General features: G+C 39.4%; 16 protein-coding genes. 10 read left to right on the top strand and 6 right to left on the bottom strand.

The window, feature by feature from the left end; translation table 11 throughout:
• Positions 1-74: 74 nt before the first annotated feature.
• Positions 75-656, bottom strand: a complete 582-nt coding sequence (locus tag AC2SLP_RS04915) for an arsenate reductase ArsC (protein WP_486535520.1) — start codon at positions 654-656, stop codon at positions 75-77.
• 90 nt (positions 657-746) lie between these two features.
• The gene (locus AC2SLP_RS04920) at positions 747-2,036 is read right to left on the bottom strand and encodes an arsenic transporter (protein ID WP_486535521.1); all 1,290 of its coding nucleotides are present in this window, start codon (positions 2,034-2,036) and stop codon (positions 747-749) included.
• Between the two features lie 267 nt (positions 2,037-2,303).
• On the opposite strand from AC2SLP_RS04920, the gene AC2SLP_RS04925 reads away from it, so the two are divergent.
• Together AC2SLP_RS04925 and AC2SLP_RS04930 are read left to right on the top strand one after the other, a co-directional pair.
• On the top strand, positions 2,304-2,621 hold the full coding sequence (locus AC2SLP_RS04925; RefSeq protein WP_486535522.1) for an ArsR/SmtB family transcription factor: 318 nt from the start codon (positions 2,304-2,306) through the stop codon (positions 2,619-2,621).
• 315 nt (positions 2,622-2,936) lie between these two features.
• A complete protein-coding gene (locus AC2SLP_RS04930) occupies positions 2,937-3,827 on the top strand; it encodes a universal stress protein (RefSeq protein WP_486535523.1) in 891 nt (296 codons plus the stop codon).
• 120 nt (positions 3,828-3,947) lie between these two features.
• Here the strand turns inward: AC2SLP_RS04930 and AC2SLP_RS04935 are convergent, their stop codons facing one another.
• From AC2SLP_RS04935 to AC2SLP_RS04950, 4 genes are all read right to left on the bottom strand, one after another.
• On the bottom strand, positions 3,948-4,670 hold the full coding sequence (locus AC2SLP_RS04935; protein ID WP_486535524.1) for a sulfate/molybdate ABC transporter ATP-binding protein: 723 nt from the start codon (positions 4,668-4,670) through the stop codon (positions 3,948-3,950).
• 198 nt (positions 4,671-4,868) lie between these two features.
• Positions 4,869-5,891: a sulfate ABC transporter permease subunit CysW gene (cysW, locus tag AC2SLP_RS04940; protein WP_486535525.1), complete on the bottom strand. Its 1,023-nt coding sequence runs from the start codon at positions 5,889-5,891 to the stop codon at positions 4,869-4,871.
• 148 nt (positions 5,892-6,039) lie between these two features.
• Positions 6,040-6,930: a sulfate ABC transporter permease subunit CysT gene (cysT, locus tag AC2SLP_RS04945; RefSeq protein WP_486535526.1), complete on the bottom strand. Its 891-nt coding sequence runs from the start codon at positions 6,928-6,930 to the stop codon at positions 6,040-6,042.
• 360 nt (positions 6,931-7,290) lie between these two features.
• Positions 7,291-8,382, bottom strand: a complete 1,092-nt coding sequence (locus tag AC2SLP_RS04950) for a sulfate ABC transporter substrate-binding protein (protein WP_486535527.1) — start codon at positions 8,380-8,382, stop codon at positions 7,291-7,293.
• 422 nt (positions 8,383-8,804) lie between these two features.
• Between AC2SLP_RS04950 and AC2SLP_RS04955 the strand changes: the two genes are divergently transcribed.
• The 8 genes from AC2SLP_RS04955 to AC2SLP_RS04990 all read left to right on the top strand — a co-directional run bounded on the left by AC2SLP_RS04955 (position 8,805) and on the right by AC2SLP_RS04990 (position 17,916).
• Positions 8,805-9,587, top strand: a complete 783-nt coding sequence (locus tag AC2SLP_RS04955; protein ID WP_486535528.1) for a hypothetical protein — start codon at positions 8,805-8,807, stop codon at positions 9,585-9,587.
• A 263-nt stretch (positions 9,588-9,850) separates the two neighbouring features.
• Positions 9,851-10,444: a DUF2058 domain-containing protein gene (locus AC2SLP_RS04960; RefSeq protein ID WP_486535529.1), complete on the top strand. Its 594-nt coding sequence runs from the start codon at positions 9,851-9,853 to the stop codon at positions 10,442-10,444.
• A 737-nt stretch (positions 10,445-11,181) separates the two neighbouring features.
• Positions 11,182-12,756: a type I restriction-modification system subunit M gene (locus tag AC2SLP_RS04965; RefSeq protein ID WP_486535530.1), complete on the top strand. Its 1,575-nt coding sequence runs from the start codon at positions 11,182-11,184 to the stop codon at positions 12,754-12,756.
• Positions 12,746-13,963: a restriction endonuclease subunit S gene (locus AC2SLP_RS04970; protein WP_486535531.1), complete on the top strand. Its 1,218-nt coding sequence runs from the start codon at positions 12,746-12,748 to the stop codon at positions 13,961-13,963. Before AC2SLP_RS04965 ends, AC2SLP_RS04970 begins: the two co-directional genes overlap by 11 nt.
• Before the next feature lie 2 nt (positions 13,964-13,965).
• Complete coding sequence (locus AC2SLP_RS04975; protein WP_486535532.1) at positions 13,966-15,066, top strand: PD-(D/E)XK nuclease family protein; 1,101 nt, start codon at positions 13,966-13,968, stop codon at positions 15,064-15,066.
• 79 nt (positions 15,067-15,145) lie between these two features.
• Positions 15,146-15,724, top strand: a complete 579-nt coding sequence (locus tag AC2SLP_RS04980) for a hypothetical protein (protein WP_486535533.1) — start codon at positions 15,146-15,148, stop codon at positions 15,722-15,724.
• Positions 15,725-16,353: 629 nt separating this feature from the next.
• Positions 16,354-16,668, top strand: coding sequence for a hypothetical protein (locus AC2SLP_RS04985; RefSeq protein WP_486535534.1), 315 nt, complete (start codon positions 16,354-16,356; stop codon positions 16,666-16,668).
• 33 nt (positions 16,669-16,701) lie between these two features.
• Positions 16,702-17,916 (top strand): IS256 family transposase, encoded by a 1,215-nt coding sequence (locus AC2SLP_RS04990; RefSeq protein WP_486535535.1) that lies wholly within the window; start codon positions 16,702-16,704, stop codon positions 17,914-17,916.
• The last annotated feature ends 31 nt before the right edge of the window (positions 17,917-17,947 follow it).

The raw sequence follows: 17,947 nt of genomic DNA on the forward strand, positions 1-17,947 counted from the left end.
TTCATCTAATGTAATCTACTCATTACAAAATATTTGCTTAGGCTATTTATTAAAATTTATTGTAATTGGCTTTATTACGTCTTAATCAAATTTTCTAAAGCTATTTTACGATCCTGTTTTAGTAACGATGCCACTTTCATTAGCTGTTCTACCCTATCTTCTATAGTGCGAATCGTGTTTTGAAAATTGATTTGGGTTTGCAGTGCATCTTGTGTGTCTTTTGAGGGGTCAGTCAAACCCCAATGTAGTTTAGTCAAATTTGACAAGTCACCAAGCCATAATGGACACGCCTCGCCAGCAGCATTATCACACACAGTAATCAGCACATCTGGTTCAAAACCTTGCATATATTCAGCATCTTCCCAAGAGTTACTTGTTAATCCATCAATTGAATAGCCGCCCTCTTTCAAATATTTAAGCGTTAAAGGATGCACCTCTCCTACCGGTGTACTACCTGCACTTTTCGCAATTAATAACGATTCAGTGTTTCTATTTAGTTTACTTTGAGGCATGTCGCTTGTTGCCTTATGCTTTCGGTCTGAATGCTCTTGTGTGTTGGTCTTAACCTTCGCTGCCATTTGATTGGTTATGGCTTCACACAGTATGCTTCTGCAGCGGTTATGCGTACAGATATATAAGATTTTTAATGGTTGCATCGCTACTCCTAATGAATTGAATACCTATAAAACTCTAATGAATGTCTATTAAATGCTTATAGAATGCCTAAAGATCCCAAACAGGTAAGATTAACTCACCATTGGAAGCCATATTACTAATGCGGTAAGCGTCGCTAATAGGACAGGTACCGTTAAGATTATTCCTACTTTAAAATAGTATCCCCACGTAATTGTTACCTCTTTACTCGCCAGAACATGCAGCCAAAGTAAGGTTGCCAAAGAACCAATGGGCGTTATCTTAGGGCCTAAATCTGAGCCTATAACGTTGGCATATACCATCGCCTGTGCGATTAGATCAGGTTGCGAGGTATCTGCTATAGCTAGAGACTGGATTAGTACGGTAGGCATATTGTTCATCACGGAGGACAATCCAGCAGACATAAATCCTGTACCTATTGCCGCACTCCATAAGCCATGATCGCCCAAACCATTTAATGCATACGTCAAATACTCAGTTAATCCTTCATTTTTAAGCCCGTATACGACCAAATACATACCGAGTGAGAAGACCACCACTTGCCACGGTGCTTCTTTAATTACCTTGGAGACAGAGAGCTTTTTGTTGATAGTGGCTGTCAGCAGCAATACTAAAGCCCCTGATGCTGCAATAACACTTATTGGAATACCTATAGGCTCTAATACAAAAAACCCAATTAAAAGCGCTGCTAATACGAGCCAGCCTGTCTTGAAGGTTAGAGGATCAATAATTGAAGTACTCGCCTTGGGCAAGCTTGCGACATCATAGGTTTTAGGTATGTCGCGGCGATAGAAGATATATAGCACCAGAAGTGAGCTTAGCACCGATACGATATTGACGGGCATCATAACTTGGGCGTAGCGATCAAAAGAGATATTGAAAAAATCTGCAGAAACTATATTAACGAGATTTGACACCACCAAAGGTAAGCTTGCCGTATCTGCAATAAATCCAGCCGCCATAATAAACGCTAATGTCGTGGCCGCTGACACCCGCATTTTAATAAGCATGGCTATCACAATGGGCGTTAATATTAATGCTGCGCCATCGTTTGCAAATAATGCAGCGACCACAGCGCCTAGCAATACAATAAGAACAAATAGCAAGTTTGCATTACCCTTGCCTAAGCGAGCCACATGTAAAGCAATCCATTCAAAAAAGCCAGCTTGATCAAGTAACAAGCTTATGATGATGATAGCGATGAAGGCAAAGGTAGCGTTCCAAACTATATCCCACACAATAGGGATATCTTGTATATCGATGACACCTGATATTAACGCTACTACGGCGCCAAGGGTCGCACTAACGCCAATACCCAGTCCTTTAGGTTGCCAAATTACCAATATCAATGTACATATAAATATCAACCCAGCAGTGAACATAGTTTGTCTCTTACATAAAAGATTAATACCTTTCCAACAACCAACCTATTATTGTTAAAGTCGCTGAATCTACTATGCGTAGCTTTAGCTCTCGTTTTACTCGATAGGTTGGTTTTAAGATCGGGTATAAAAATTAAAAGAAATATTTACTAAATACATTAAAGCATATTTGTATACATATATCCGCATAAGCGAATATATCAAACTTTTAATCTAAGGTACAATACTTTAATATGAAAATAATAAATGGGTTTACCGAGGCAGCATATGCAAACACTTAGTCAAACAAAGATGCATCCGACCACATTCTTTAAAGCCCTATCTGACCCCACACGGTTAAACTTAATCATGCAGCTTAAAGATACAGAGGCTCTGTGCGTGTGCGACTTGACTGAAAACTTGCAACAGCCTCAGTCCACCATATCCCGTCATTTGAGCTATCTAAGAAAGGCTAATGTCGTTACCTCAGAGCGTAGAGGCACATGGATGTGGTATGCCATCAATGCCGATATGCCAGCTTGGTGTCATGATGTGATAAATACTGTGGAATGTGAGACAACGATACAGCCTAATGATTGTTGCTAGCCAGCTGAAACTTAATATACAAATAATTGCCACCCTTAAGCATTAGCTTATTTTCCTAATTAGTAACTTTTAATTCACGACCCTTAACTCACGATCCTTAACCAATAAGCTATATAACGTTGACACCTTCATATCGATTCATACTGCTATTTATGGCACTATTTACATAAAAGCACGCTAAAATAAAACGTATTATGGAAAAGTGCATTAACAATCAATATATTCCTCACTATTAAAACTAATCCAACTACGGTTACTAAAACTTTGAACAACTTATTTAATCTTCATCAATATTAATTACTAAAGGATATAATAATGACAACCACAGCTTTAAATACCGTTTTAGCCTGTATTGATGGATCGTCTGTGACAACATCTGTCTGTGATTATGCAGCGTGGTATAGCCAACAGCTTGATCTGGATGCGAAGCTATTACACGTTATTGATGTGCCTCGTTCCTATCGACATGACTTGAGCGGTGCCATTGGTATGGACAGCCGTAGTCACCTGATGAACGAATTGGCTATGCTAGATGAGCAAGTATCCAAAGTTGCCAATCAGCATGGAACGGCTCTATTAAAAGATGCTAAAGAGCACATGCTAAAAACATCGACTATTGATAAAGATAGTATTCATTTGTCCTTACGTCGTAGCAAGCTTCTACCCGCTATAGAACACACCCTTGATGAAACTCATGTCGTCATACTTGGACGCCGTGGGCAAGATCATCAAAACGAACGCGTCAATATCGGTAGTCAAATAGAAAGTGTGGTACGCGCAGTTAGTCGTCCTATTATGGTGTGTTCAGATGATTTTAAGACGCCTGACTCTTATATGCTGGCTTTTGACAACAGCCCTACCGCACAAAAAGCAGTGCAACTGATTTGTGATAGCCCCCTTGCCAAAACTTTGAAAGGTTATATCGTAATGGTCGGTAACCGTGATGTGGACCATCAGCAATCCCTATATAAAGCACAAAAACAAATGATTGATGCGGGTCTGGATGTGTCTGCCCATGAAGTAGAAGTCAGAAAGCAAGACAACAAAGATGTGGTCGATGCTTTAACGAGATTTCGTATTGAAAACAACATCAGTATGTTTGTAATAGGCGCTTATGGTAAGTCCAAATTGCGTCAATTTTTTGTTGGAAGCACCACAACCAGACTTCTATCAAAGACTACTGCGCCTGTCATTTTGCTTAGGTAAGATATAGATTGGCAATTAATTAGCAATTGATAAGTTATAGATAAGACTTAAATTACACCATAATTCAAAAAGGACCCTTAGGGTCCTTTTTATTTGGAAATAACTTTAAAATAAATAGATTTAAACTAAATCTAGGAAATCTTCGACAAAATCGCTGGCTGGATTAGTGATTAACTCTTGCGGTGTTCCAATTTGCTCAACCGTACCATGATTCATCACCACAATCTCATCCGAGACATCACGGGCTTCTTCTTGGTCGTGCGTCACCATGATGCTGGTTACACCCAGTTCATGATGAATATTTTTGAGCCACTTACGTAGCTCCTTTCGAACTTTGGCATCCAATGCGCCAAACGGCTCATCAAGTAGTAACAGCTTTGGCTCGATTGCCAGTGCGCGGGCTAACGCAATACGTTGGCGCTGTCCGCCTGATAGCTGATGTGGATAGGCATTTATTAGCGAGGGTAACTGTACCAATTCTAATAAATGCGTTACCCTTTTTTGAATATCCGCTTTACTAGGTCGTTCGCTCTTAGGTAGCAAATTAAGACCGAACGCTATATTTTGGCCAATCGTTTTGTGTCTAAATAATGCGTAATGCTGGAACATAAACCCGATATGACGTTTTTGTACTGGAACATCTGTGACATCTTCACCATCAAACAATATTCGGCCACGGTCTGAATATTCAAGACCAGCAATTATTCGTAATAAGGTGGTTTTACCGCAGCCTGACGGCCCTAACAATGTAGTCAGTTTGCCAGTTGGCACACTTAAGGTAATATTGTCTAAAGCTACAAAATCACCGAAACTTTTATATACGTTTTGAATATCTATACTCATATCTATACTCTTTTTATTTTTAGAGCTACTAATTTATTCGAATCATTATTAATTAAGCCATAGTTATTAACTAATACGCTTCTTACGTTTGATATCTATAGTCAAAGAAGTCTAAAATGGTTACAAGGCAACCGAGTGCAAGTACTACTGGAGTAGGCTTAACGAGGTTAACACTGTAACCGTTTAGTAGTTCGCTGACTATAACTTTAATTGTTCATTATTTTTAGAATTTAAGCGACCTAAATAATTTGCATCTTTTGAATCAGTGTTTGAAAGAAAGTTTGAATCCATATTTATATCTGCACTTGTATCATCGTTATTTTCAACCACAAGCTTTGTGGTTGTGATTGGGTTACGTACATTGGCTTTGGCAAACTTTCGGGCTTGCAGCTTTGTCATTAATTGCTGTACTAGTAACGTGAGTAGAGCCAGTGCGGCTAATATGCTAGATAATGCAAATGCGGCAGTAAAATTGTATTCGTTATAGGCAATTTCAACCAAAAGCGGCATGGTATTGGTCTCACCGCGAATGTGTCCTGATACCACACTGACCGCACCAAACTCACCCATGGCTCTTGCATTGGTTAAAATAATACCGTAAAGAAGTGCCCATTTGATATTTGGCAGTGTCACATGCCAAAACACTTGCCAGCCTGATGCCCCTAGCGTTAGTGCAGCTTGTTCTTCACTGTCCCCTTGAGATTGCATCAAAGGAATTAGTTCGCGTGCAATGAAAGGAAACGTGACAAACAAGGTAGCAAGTACGATACCCGGTACGGCAAAGATTACTTGAATTCCCTGAGCTTCAAGCCAACCACCCATGGTTGAATTGAGCCCAAACAACATAACAAACATGAGACCCGCTACGACAGGAGACACCGAAAAAGGTAAATCTAGTAGCGTGGTGATGATTTGTTTGCCTTTGAATTTATAGCGGGTTACTAACCACGCAATGGCAACACCCATAATGATATTAATAGGCAACACAATAGCTGCGGTTAATAACGTTAATTTGATAGCAGCGACTGCTTCAGGTTCTACCAGTGCCGCCACATATAAATCCCAGCCACCTTTTAGCGCTTCATAGAATACGGCGGCTAAAGGAATGATTAGCATAATGATCATGAATAATGATGCAATACCAATAAATAGCAAACGCACCCAAGGGGCGTCTCGGGTAGCGGCATTGTTTTGATAATCGTATCCATTTGATACTTGCATGGTCTTGTCCTAAAACTTGAATAGAGTCTGCTTAAGAGTCTGCTTAAAGGTGTCGTTAGTTAATTGAAGGTCATTCATAGGTTTGTAAGCGATCAATAAGAGCCGATTGAACACATCATTGTCATCGTTTACACGTAATTAAAATAAGCTATTTTGCACCGACTCGTCGTGACAAACGCCACTGCAATATATTGATGGACAACAAAATAACAAACGAGATAATCAGCATAAATAAAGCGACCGCAGAAGCTCCTTGAATATCGAATTGCTCAAGTTTACTGATTATAATAATCGGTAGTATCTCCGAATGCATCGGAATATTACCTGCTATAAAAATAACCGAGCCATATTCGCCAGTCGCCCGCGCGAACATCATGCCAGCCCCCATCAGCAATGCGGGCAATAACTCTGGCAGTATAATGGTTCTAAATGTCGTTAGCCTATTAGCACCTAATACAGCAGCGGCTTCTTCAAATTCTACTGACAGCTCCTCTAATACAGGTTGAACCGCGCGTACGATAAAAGGGAAACTCACAACCACTAAAGCCAGCCAAATACCTATTGGCGTAAATGCCACTTGTATACCTGCTTTGGCAAAGAATTGTCCAATCAAACCGTTTGGTGCATATAACGTGGCGAGCGATATACCCGTTACCGCTGTTGGTAGCGCAAAAGGTAAATCTACCAAAGCATTAATCAAAGATTTACCCCAGAACTCATAACGAACCAATACCCACGCAACTAACGTGCCAAAGACCATATTAGTCAACATGGCGTAAAATGACATTTTTAATGACAAAATGATTGCCGCTTTTACTTGTGGTTGGCTTATGACTTCTATGAAACCTGACAACCCCATTTGAGTGGTGGTATAAGCCATCATCGCAAAGGGTAATATTACCAATAGCGATAAGCTTAATACGGTTATGCCCATCGACAAACCGAATCCTGGCAACACGTTACGCTGACGTAGCTTAGTAAGCCACGAACGATTGCGTGTGTGATTGGCCGTGGTCGACGATGCAGGGGTTGAACTCATAAAGCACTCCTAATTTGATGTTGCTTATGCTATCAGGGGTCTGCTATTAAGTTTAATGATGAATAAGGCTATCTAAGTGCATAATAGGAATATAAGAACGAATATAAGGTGCGAATGTTAATAAGCTTTGCTAACCATTCAAGCGTCAGCACTGATGATCAGCACTGGTTAATGGTTATGAACATAAGCTCATCTAAAATTAAAAAAGTCTCATCTAAAACTGAATAAACCTTATAGCGTTAAAGTAAAAAACAGTCATAACATGCACAGTAAAAACGATAATGTTTCTACTGGCATTTTATGACTGTTATCACTGACAAAGCTGTCTGAAATTTAAGAGCTTAAAACTTAAGCACTATTTTATTCAGGAGCATTAATCGCCAATTCATCAAACACACCACCTTCGCTAAAGTACGTGCTCATGATCTCATCCCAGGTACCAAATACATCATTTGGTCTAAACGTATCCACAGGCGGCAATTTATCACTATTGGCATCCAGTACGGTTTGAACGCTTGGACGAAGGTATAAATCGGCGGCAAGCTGCTGTGCTTCATCACTCCACAAGTGATCTAAATAAGCGGTTGCAGGCTCAGTTGTACCCTTTTTCTCGGTTACCGTCTTCACAACGGCCACAGGACTTTCAGACTTGATTGAATAATCAGGATACACAATATCAACCTGACCTTTACCAAACTTAGTGGCTGCCAAATTAGATTCATTTTCAAATGTGATCAATACATCACCGATGTTACGCTGTACGAAAGTAGTTGTAGCAGCGCGTCCGCCATTTTCATACACTTTGATATTTTTTAATAAACCTTTTACAAAGCTCTTGGCTTGCGTCTCATCATTATTGAATTTATGCAGACCATAACCATACGCACCTAAGAACGCATAACGACCGTTACCCGTAACTTTTGGGTTTGCCATGACAATCTCTAAGCCTGGCTGGGTTAAATCATCCCATCCTGAAATATTCTTAGGATTATCTTTACGAACCAAAAATACGATGGTGCTGGTAAATGGCACCGAGTGATCAGGGAATGTCTCTTCCCAATCATCAGCAACCAGACCTTTTTTCTGAAGTAGCTCAATGTCTGAACCTTGGTTCATCGTGGCGACATCTGCTTGCAATCCATTAGCAACAGATAGAGCTTGCTTACTTGAACCACCGTGCGACTGCTTAATAGTCACTGTACTACCCGGATTCTGTGTTTCATAATGCGCTTTGAACATTGGGTTGTAATCTTTATAAAAGTCGCGAGCCACATCATATGAGACGTTTAATAATTCGACATTGTCGCCAGTGGTCGTTGCAGCATCAGTCGATGTTTGTGCATCCGTCTCCGCTTGCTGATTGCCACATGCGCTAAGTCCGATAGCTAATGTGGTAAAGGTAGTAATAGATGCAAGCTTGATGGCATTGCCGAAACGATATGTAGTGCTCATGCGGTTTTCCTTTATAGCAGCCTGCTTAATTAGCGCTTAGTTAATGCATAGTTAACGCATAGTTAGCGCATAAACTGTGGCTTAAAATATGGCAAAAAATATTTGGCTTATGACGATAAACTGTCTGCCATTTGGTGATCGCTATGCTAACAAGGCTTAGTTATTTAGTTTAATGATGTTTAACCCTATCTTAGTGAATAAATGGAATATACACTAAATATATAGATTTTTTATACCACCCTATAAAGGTTCATTTCTTGCGTTATTTTCGCGGTATTGATCTTTTAACAGTAATTATTTAGGCCACATTTGCTCAAAATGCTCAAATTGGGTCAATTTTGCTTTAAATTTAAAGACTGTAAAGACAAGTTGTGGCATAATAAATATATATCTTGATAAAACGTTAAACAGTGGAAAGCAACGTGCCCTCTATCACATTTTTTAAAACAGTCTTATTTAGCACCCTATTCTCAATGTCGTTATTGGGCTGTTTTACGAATACGCCGTCATCAAATTTGCAGCCAACATTCGCGAATACCCAAAACCATCTATCTTCGCCGCAAGACGTTGAAATTGCTGGGGCTTATAAAAAACATCAGATAAAACGCGCTGATCAAGATTCAGCGTCGAATATTGTGGTACACATAAAAAAGCTCGGGCTATCAAAACCGACTAAAAACATATCATTTAAAGTCACCACCACTAATATCAGTGATTTAAACCAGCCAGCATGTCATTACAACGGCACGGCAACATTAATGGGTCAAGATGCGCTACATGGCATCGTATATACGATACCTGTTGAAAGCTTCAAATATTCAGCCGATCATAATCATGCATCTATGATGTCAATTGCTCATGTCATAAATGGCACCGCTCAATCAGCTATACAGCCACTGCAAGACTTTACTCTATTACCCGTCTCTAATGCGTTAAACGAGACTGATTTTAGTTACTCGGCGCATGCATTCAATGACCAACACCTATCTTTGTCACCTATGGTATCGACAACTTTAGAATCCTCTAATAATCATAGCCAACCTGTTGTACAAGTCAGCGGCCCTAAAGACATCTCTAAAGGGTTAATATTTTTGCGATTTAAAGACAATGTGTTGTCTATAGATAGTAACAATCCTGATACTTTAACCCGTGTCTGTACTGGTAATATAACGCTTAAGGGTCACTACGCTTCCACTGATCAATAAGTTGCTATTAAGTCGTCAATAAGTCTGCTATCAGTCATATTTAAACTAACAGTATGTTAGCTGCAGATATTAGTCATTCAGCAGCCAGTCATCAGCCAGTCATCAGCCAGTTAGTAACCAATTAATAATCAGCTAAATGTTATAATCACTATCTAGCGCCCGTCATGCATAAACGGCATATTTAGTCTATTAAACGCTATGACCCTCTCTGATTAAATAATCTATCAACGTATTCTCTATACTCCTTTTATAAGGCAAAACTTATGGCAAAAAATGCATTACAAGCGCAGCTGCTTAAAGCGGGGCTAGTAGATGATAAAAAAGCAAAGAAACTCACCAAACAAGCGGCGCATGCCAAACGTGTTGGTGATGATCCTGATAAAGCAATTAAAGAATCTGTGGCCAAAGCACAGGCTGAGAAGCTTGAAAAGGATCAAAAGCTGAATTTAGAACGTCAAAAGGCGCTTGAAGAGAAAACTCTGCGCTCTAATATCGTGCAGATGATTAATCAGCATCAGATTAAAGCTTCGGATGCTAATCAAAATGATATTAATACTACTAGTGGCGCGCACAACAAATCTAAAGACGACAGCGCTGATGAGGTCGATTATCAATTTGTAGATGATGGCAAAATCAAAAAGCTGTCACTTAGCCAAAAGCTATATGATCAAGTGGTAGCGGGTCATGTTTCTATTGCGCGTTTAGAAGATGGTTATGCTTTATTACCGCGCCCATTGGCCGATAGAATCAACGAGAAAATGGAAGGGTTTATTGTTGAATCAAATGATAAGTCTGACGATATTGATGAGGATGATCCATACGCTGCGTATGTTATCCCTGATGACTTGATGTGGTAAGTTACCCTTACACTATAGTCAGCGAACTTATAAAGAGTCACGGTGTTAACCTCGTTAAGCCTACCCTAGTAGTACTTGCACTCGGTTGCCTTGTGACTACTTTAAAGTTCTTTGACTATATATACCCTTAAACTCTAGATAGTTATTTATAAAAACTTAAAACCTGCCAGTGTGCAGGTTTTTTATTGAGCTTATTTTTAAGCTAAGTATTTACTATAGTCATAGAAGTCTATAGTCGGCGAACTTATAAATAGTCACGGTGTTAACCTCGTTAAGCCTACCCTAGTAGTACTTGCACTCGGTTGCCTTGTGACTACTTTAAAGTTCTTTGACTATAAATGGTTACTAGGCAACCGAGTGCAAGAGTAAGAAATACGGGAATAGGCTTTAACGAGACACCGCGTTTAGTAGTTCGCTGACTATAGATGGGTTTTATTACTCATTCTTTATTACTAAAGCAGTTAATGTTAATGCTACAATTACCAAACCCATTTGTATCCTTATTAGCGACAGGCATATGTTGCATGACATCTAATAATACCAAAACCCTTAACATAACTCGATTTGCCTCAAACTACCTTATTTAATTAATACTTTAAAGAATTAAGAATTAACTTGAATTAAAATATAAGCGCATTAAAAACAGTAAGTTATCATAACTACCTGCCTTAGCCACTTTGATACTTTATAACATCAAAACTTTATAAAAAATTGCACAAATTAAGGATTTTATCCCAATGCTCGATTTAAAAAACGCTTCTGCCAATACGTCAGACTCCATTAGTCAATCCGAAATCAACAAAGCCGTCTGGAATGCGTGTGATACCTTCCGCGGTGTGATTAGTGCCGACACTTATAAAGACTTTATCTTAACCATGCTGTTTTTAAAGTATCTGTCGGATGTGTATCGTGACGAATACAACACGCTGATGGCAGAGTATGGCGATGCTGCATTAGTCACAGAGCTTATGGACAATCAGCGTTTTGTACTGCCTGAGGGGTCAAGCTTTTGGGACTTGTACGAGCAGCGCCATCAACCGGGCAATGGGCAGCGCATTGATGAGGCATTGCACGCCATTGAAGAAGCCAATGGCAATAAGCTTAGAAATGTGTTCCAAGACATCAGTTTTAATACCGATAAACTGGGCAATGAAAAAAAGAAGAACGAGCTGCTGCGCCATTTGTTAGAAGACTTTGGTAAAGCGGTGATGAACCTAAGCCCCTCGCGTGTCGGCAGTCTTGATGTGATTGGTAATGCCTATGAGTTCTTAATTAAGCACTTTGCGGCAGACTCTGGTGCCAGTGCGGGCGAGTTCTATACACCGCCTGAAGTGTCCACCCTACTCGCTACCTTACTGGCACCCACTGAGGGCGATGCGATATGCGACCCTGCTTGTGGCTCTGGCTCATTATTGATTAAGTGCGGGGCTATGGTACGCAAAAATAGTAATTCTAAAAATTATGAGTTGTTTGGGCAAGAGGCGATTGGCTCGACGTGGGCTTTGGCAAAAATGAATATGTTTTTGCATGGGGAAGACAACCACCGTATTGAATGGGGCGACACCTTGCGTCATCCGTTGCTACTGGATGATAAAGACAACTTGTTGCGCTTTGATGTGGTGACTGCCAATCCGCCATTCTCGCTTAAAAAATGGGGTCATGATGTTGCCGAAGATGACCCGTATGGTCGTTTCCACCGTGGTCTACCGCCCAAAACCAAAGGCGACTATGCGTTTATTACCCATATGATTGAAACTTTAAAACCTGCCTCCTCATCAAAACAAGGCGGGCGTATGGGTGTGGTGGTGCCGCATGGGGTACTGTTCCGTGGGTCTAGCGAGGGCAAAATCCGTAAGCAGTTGATTGAAGAAAACTTATTGGATGCGGTGATTGGTTTACCCGAAAAGCTATTTTTTGGCACGGGTATTCCTGCGGCTATTTTGATATTTAAAAAGAATAAAACCAATCCTGTTAGTGGTAAAGTCGATAACTCCGTATTGTTTATTGATGCCAGTCGTGAGTATGAGTCTGGCTCGAACCAAAACCGATTGACCGACGATGATTTAGACAAAATTATCACCACTTACAAAAATCGTGAGTTTGTTGATAAGTACGCCTATGTTGCCAGCTTTGATGAAATTGCAGAGAACGACTTTAATTTAAACATTCCACGCTATGTTGATACCTTTGAGCCTGAGCCAGAGATTGATTTGGTTGCAGTGCGTCGTGAGCGATTGGCACTAAAAGCGGAAATGGCGGCGTTAGAGAAAGAGATGGACGGCTATCTGAAGGAGTTGGGTTATGGTGCCTAAAGGATGGGAAATTAAAAAATTCGATTGCCTCTTCTCTGTTAAATCTGGGTTCGGTTTTAAGTATGCTGAATATTCAAAAACAGGTATACCTTTAGTTAAAATTGATAATGTTTCATATGGTTTTGTGAAGTGGGATAATATTAGCTACCTACCCAATTCTTATTGTGAATCATACCCAGATATAGTACTTAAAGAAAATGATATCTTGCTAGCCTTAAATCGTCCAATAACACAGGGAAAACTTAAGCTAGTCAAACTTACTGAGAAAGATGTTCCAAGCATACTTTACCAAAGAGTTGGTCGTATTGATTTTAAGTCTGATGATTTAGATAAAGATTTTTACTATTACTACTTAAACAGCGCTATTTTTGAATTTGTTTCTAGGAAATCGATTGGTTCTGATCAACCATTCATAAGTATAACAGAGTTGAAAAAAATCAAAATTGCTAAACCACCCCTATCCGAACAACAGAAAATCGCCAAAATACTAACTATTTGGGATAAGGCGATTGATACCACAGAGCGTTTGATTGATAACAGCAAACAGCAGAAAAAGGCGTTGATGCAGCAGTTGTTGACGGGTCAAAAGCGGTTGCTTGATGAGAATGGTGTGCAGTTTGATGGGGAATGGGAAAAGGTTAAAGTTGGATCGACGTCTAAGTGCTTTTCAGGCGGGACACCATCTAGAGCTAACCCTGAATATTATGGAGGTGATATACCATGGATAACCTCTGGAAAAGTTAATGATAGATTTATTGTATCAGTAGATGAGTATATTACAGAATTGGGACTGCAGAATTCTTCAGCTAAAATAGTAAAAACTCGTAGTATTCTGATTGCTATGTATGGCGCTACAGCAGGAAAGGTCGCTTTAAATGAGTTAGATGGAGCCACACTAAATCAAGCTGTTTTAGCTTTAGAACCTACACCTGAATATTATAATTTATTTTTATTTTACCTACTTGAAGTTGAGATGGTTAAAGCACTTCAACTCGTTCAAGGAGGTCAACCTAATCTAAGCGGTACAATTATTAAAAATATTGATATAAAAACACCTTCCTTAGTAGAACAACAAAAAATCGCAACTGTATTAACCAATGCCGATAAAGAAATCGAGGTACTTGAACAACAGCTTGCCGATTTACAACAAGAGAAAAAGGCGTTGATGCAAGTGTTGTTGACAGGGAAAGTTCGGGTGGAGGTTTAGTTATGCAATTAGAACAATTAAGACAACTGCTAGAGCATCTTAAAACGCTACCAACGCCTGAAACACCTGAGCCTACAATCTTAAGTATTGGCAGTCGCGGTTATTACGAAAATCCGACTTCCGATGTGCTTGCCTTCTTCTGTGACAGTGATGGCGCACATGGCTTGGGTACGTTGATGATGGAAGCCTTATTTGATGCACTGGCTACCGCCAATCCAGAGTCAGCCAACATCAACTTTGATGACTACGCAACGATTAGCGAACCTGTCCGCGAAGTTAGCACCAAAAACAACAAACGGATCGACTTACTGCTAGAAGGTAATGACTGGGTTATGGTGATTGAAAATAAAATTTTTCACCATCAGGTTAATCCTTTCAAGACCTATAAACAGCATATTGACTCATCCAATATGCTCAAAGAGAAGCAGTCACTTTATGTTGTTCTATCCCCTAAAGGTAAGGCACCTAACGAGTGGTTGGGTTTAAGTTATCCTATACTACTTAATAGCTTAAGAAATAAATTAGCGAACGCCTTTGTTGACCAGCCAATAAATAAATGGCTGGTTTTACTACGTGAGTTTATATTACATTTAGAGGGAATTATGTCTAAACCAAACATGCCTAGTGAAACTGTATCGTACGTTTTGGATAACTTAGCAACCATTAAACAAGCAGAAGATATCAAACAAAAAGTAATTGGTGCTTATCAAAAAGAACTACTTAAAAAAATACAATCCGCTTTCCCAAATGATCAAGTTAATACTAAGCTTCATCATTGGCATGGTTACCCCGCTCTTCGATTCTCATTTGAATCATGGCAAACTAAATCGGACGTTGTCCTATTTCTTGACGGTCGCAAAGGTAAGCGATTTTGCATTAACTACTACGCGTTTAATATCAAAACTCCAGAACAAATTGAGATTACAGATAAAGTACTTAAGGAAGAGGACTGTAGCTCAAGTTGGGCAGAAGGCTCAGGCAAAATTAGGTGTTATAAGTCACCTTATGACTCTTTTAACAAAGATACCGCACATGAGTTCCTTATAACAAAGTTAACTTTACTGGACTACTTTGAGAAAAAAATTCGTAGTCAATGGGGATAGCTCGTAACAATCTATATTTTGGAGCGTATAGTGCGCCTCGCGCATTAAAATTAAAATTTTCTATTATTAGGATGGATTAATGGAAGCTTTCAGTGTTGTTAGTAACTTTGCGTCAATAATTGGGCTTTTAATGTCGTTCTACTCTTTGAATGACAGCACTAAGCCTGATATAGAAGATTTTTACAACTGGCTTTATTCAAGTAATCATAAAAATACCGTAGAAATAATTCAAAATAATCAAGAGTTAAAAGCCCAGATAGAAGCCCTAATAAATAGTAATCATAATGAGTTACTTTCTAAATTAACCAATTTAAACGACTTACTAATATTAATTGTCAGTCATATCGATGGTCTAAGTGGTTTAGCGCATAAATTCGATGTTAAAGAAGGGTTTTCTGAACAGGCCATTGATATTTTAAAACAGTTTGCAAATTCGGGTAGTAAAAGCATGCATCGTTTTGAGACAATTGACGGGGCTATTGATTATGCCTTGGACAGTAACATCAGAGTTAATTATAGCGAGAAAAGGTTCATTGATGATGATGTTCAAAGCTTAGTAGATAACAAATTAATTATGAAAATCACTACTCCTGATGGTTATACTTATTATGATATAACGCGTCAAGCTATAAAATTTCTGAATATAATAGACTCATAAATTTAATTACATTGGCTATATTGATTTTAGACATATTCCCCAGAGTAATGACGTACATATCTTTTGACTAAACTCATTGACTAGACATCAAGAATTATAGAACTGAAAATGGTGCGCAATGCGACACCCTACTGTTCTAATTATCAGCCCCGAACTAGGTGAGGTTTAGCCCCGATTGTCGAAAATATATTTACAAGGATGTATACCCCCTTGATTAAACACATTAACTCGCTATCTATTATCGCCTATAATGTACTCAACATAACCGTCACGCATAGTGCCCTCTGGGTAACGCGCAACATTGGCGGTTTTTCTTTTCCTAAAATATGTATATTTTCCAACCTCACTATCCCACAACCACACCTCAAATAACAACAAAAAATTGCTATGGTATTTACCAATACCGATAAATAAATCGATTTTTAAACAGCTTGCTGATCTAAAGCAAAAAATAAAGGCCATGATACAAGTGTTATTGACAGGGAAAGTTCGGGTGGAGGTGGATGATAGGACTTGATTTGGTAGTGGTATGACAAATACATCCTACCCATAGACAATGTTAACTAACATAACCTAACAATAGTTGTGATAAGCTATTAAATAAACATTAAATAAAATAGAGAATAAATATGAAGAAAGGAATGGTTTTCCTAATTGGTACTGCTTTATCTACCACGGTTATGGCCAGTATCTTAGATGAAATGCTGGTCGAGTCAGGTGCAGTAAACAATAATTATGTATATATCGACCTAGATGTAGCTCAAGAAGTGTTTAGTGTCCATCAAAGCATTTTTGAATCGGTACGGGAAGAGGATATGGCCGCGTCCAATGGTGAAGATGTTATGTTGACACTGTCTCCCTATACGACTTCGATAACGTTGATTAATCCTAATGAATACTCTAATGCAAAAAAAGCACAAGAGACTTTCCCAAACTTTGTGTAACTGCTTATAATCCATAGTAAAGGAGAATAAGCAATGACAAAACAAACAGAACTAAAAAAACTAGCCGAACAAATGGCCAAACACGTTGGCAGCTTTGAAGACATCAAAGCATTTCAAAAAGAGCTCATGCAGTCATTTATTGACACTGCATTAGAAGCCGAGATGGAAGAGCATCTAGGCTATCCTAAGCATGAAAAGGCGGATACCCCAAACAAGCGCAACGGTCACACCAAAAAGACAGTGCGCAGTGACACAGGTGAGATTGAAGTATCTACACCCAGAGACCGTGAAGGAAGCTTTGATCCTGTATTGGTTGCAAAGCATCAAACTCGTATCACTGGGCTCGATGATAAAATCATCATGTTTTACGCCAAAGGCCAGACAACCACTGAGATTGTTGAGAGTATCAAAGATATCTATGACGTTGATATCTCAACCAGTCTCGTATCAAGGGTTACTGACAACATCATAGATGACATCACAGCATGGCAGAATCGTCCACTAAGTAGCTTATATCCTATCGTATATTTAGACTGCATTGTCGTTAAAGTACGTCAAGACAAGCAAATCATTAATAAAGCCATCTATCTGGCCTTAGGCGTCAATCTTGAGGGCAAAAAGGAGCTACTGGGTATGTGGCTATCGGAGAATGAAGGCGCTAAGTTCTGGCTAGGTATTCTCACTGAACTACAAAACCGTGGGGTTCAAGATATTCTTATTGCCTGTGTGGATGGTTTAAAAGGCTTTAGCGAGGCAATTAATACGGTATATCCAAACACACAGGTTCAGCTATGTATTGTGCATATGGTACGTTACTCTATGAAGTTTGTACCATGGAAAGATAGAAAAAAAGTAGCGGCTGGTTTAAAGGCGGTTTATGGTGCTGATACGCTTGAGCTGGCAGAGGCTAGCCTTGAGCAGTTTAATGAGATCTGGGGCGATAAATACCCGCATGTGGTTACCTCTTGGCGCAATAATTGGGAGGGCTTAACCGTGTTCTTTGATTACCCGAAAGACATTAGAAAAGCCATTTATACGACCAATGCTATCGAGTCATTAAATAGCGTGATTCGTACCGCTGTGAATAAGCGTAAGATATTCCCATCTGATCAAGCGGCGTTAAAGGTTGTTTATCTAGCGACTCAGCAGGCGTCTAAAAAGTGGTCGATGCCCATCCGTAACTGGACGTCTGCTCTTAATCGATTTATGATTATGTTCGATGAGCGTGTTAGTAAGCATTTAATCTAAATTGCAGTTACACAGAATTCAGGATGGGCTC

The sequence above is a fragment of the Psychrobacter sp. CX21 genome, from assembly GCF_057396255.1.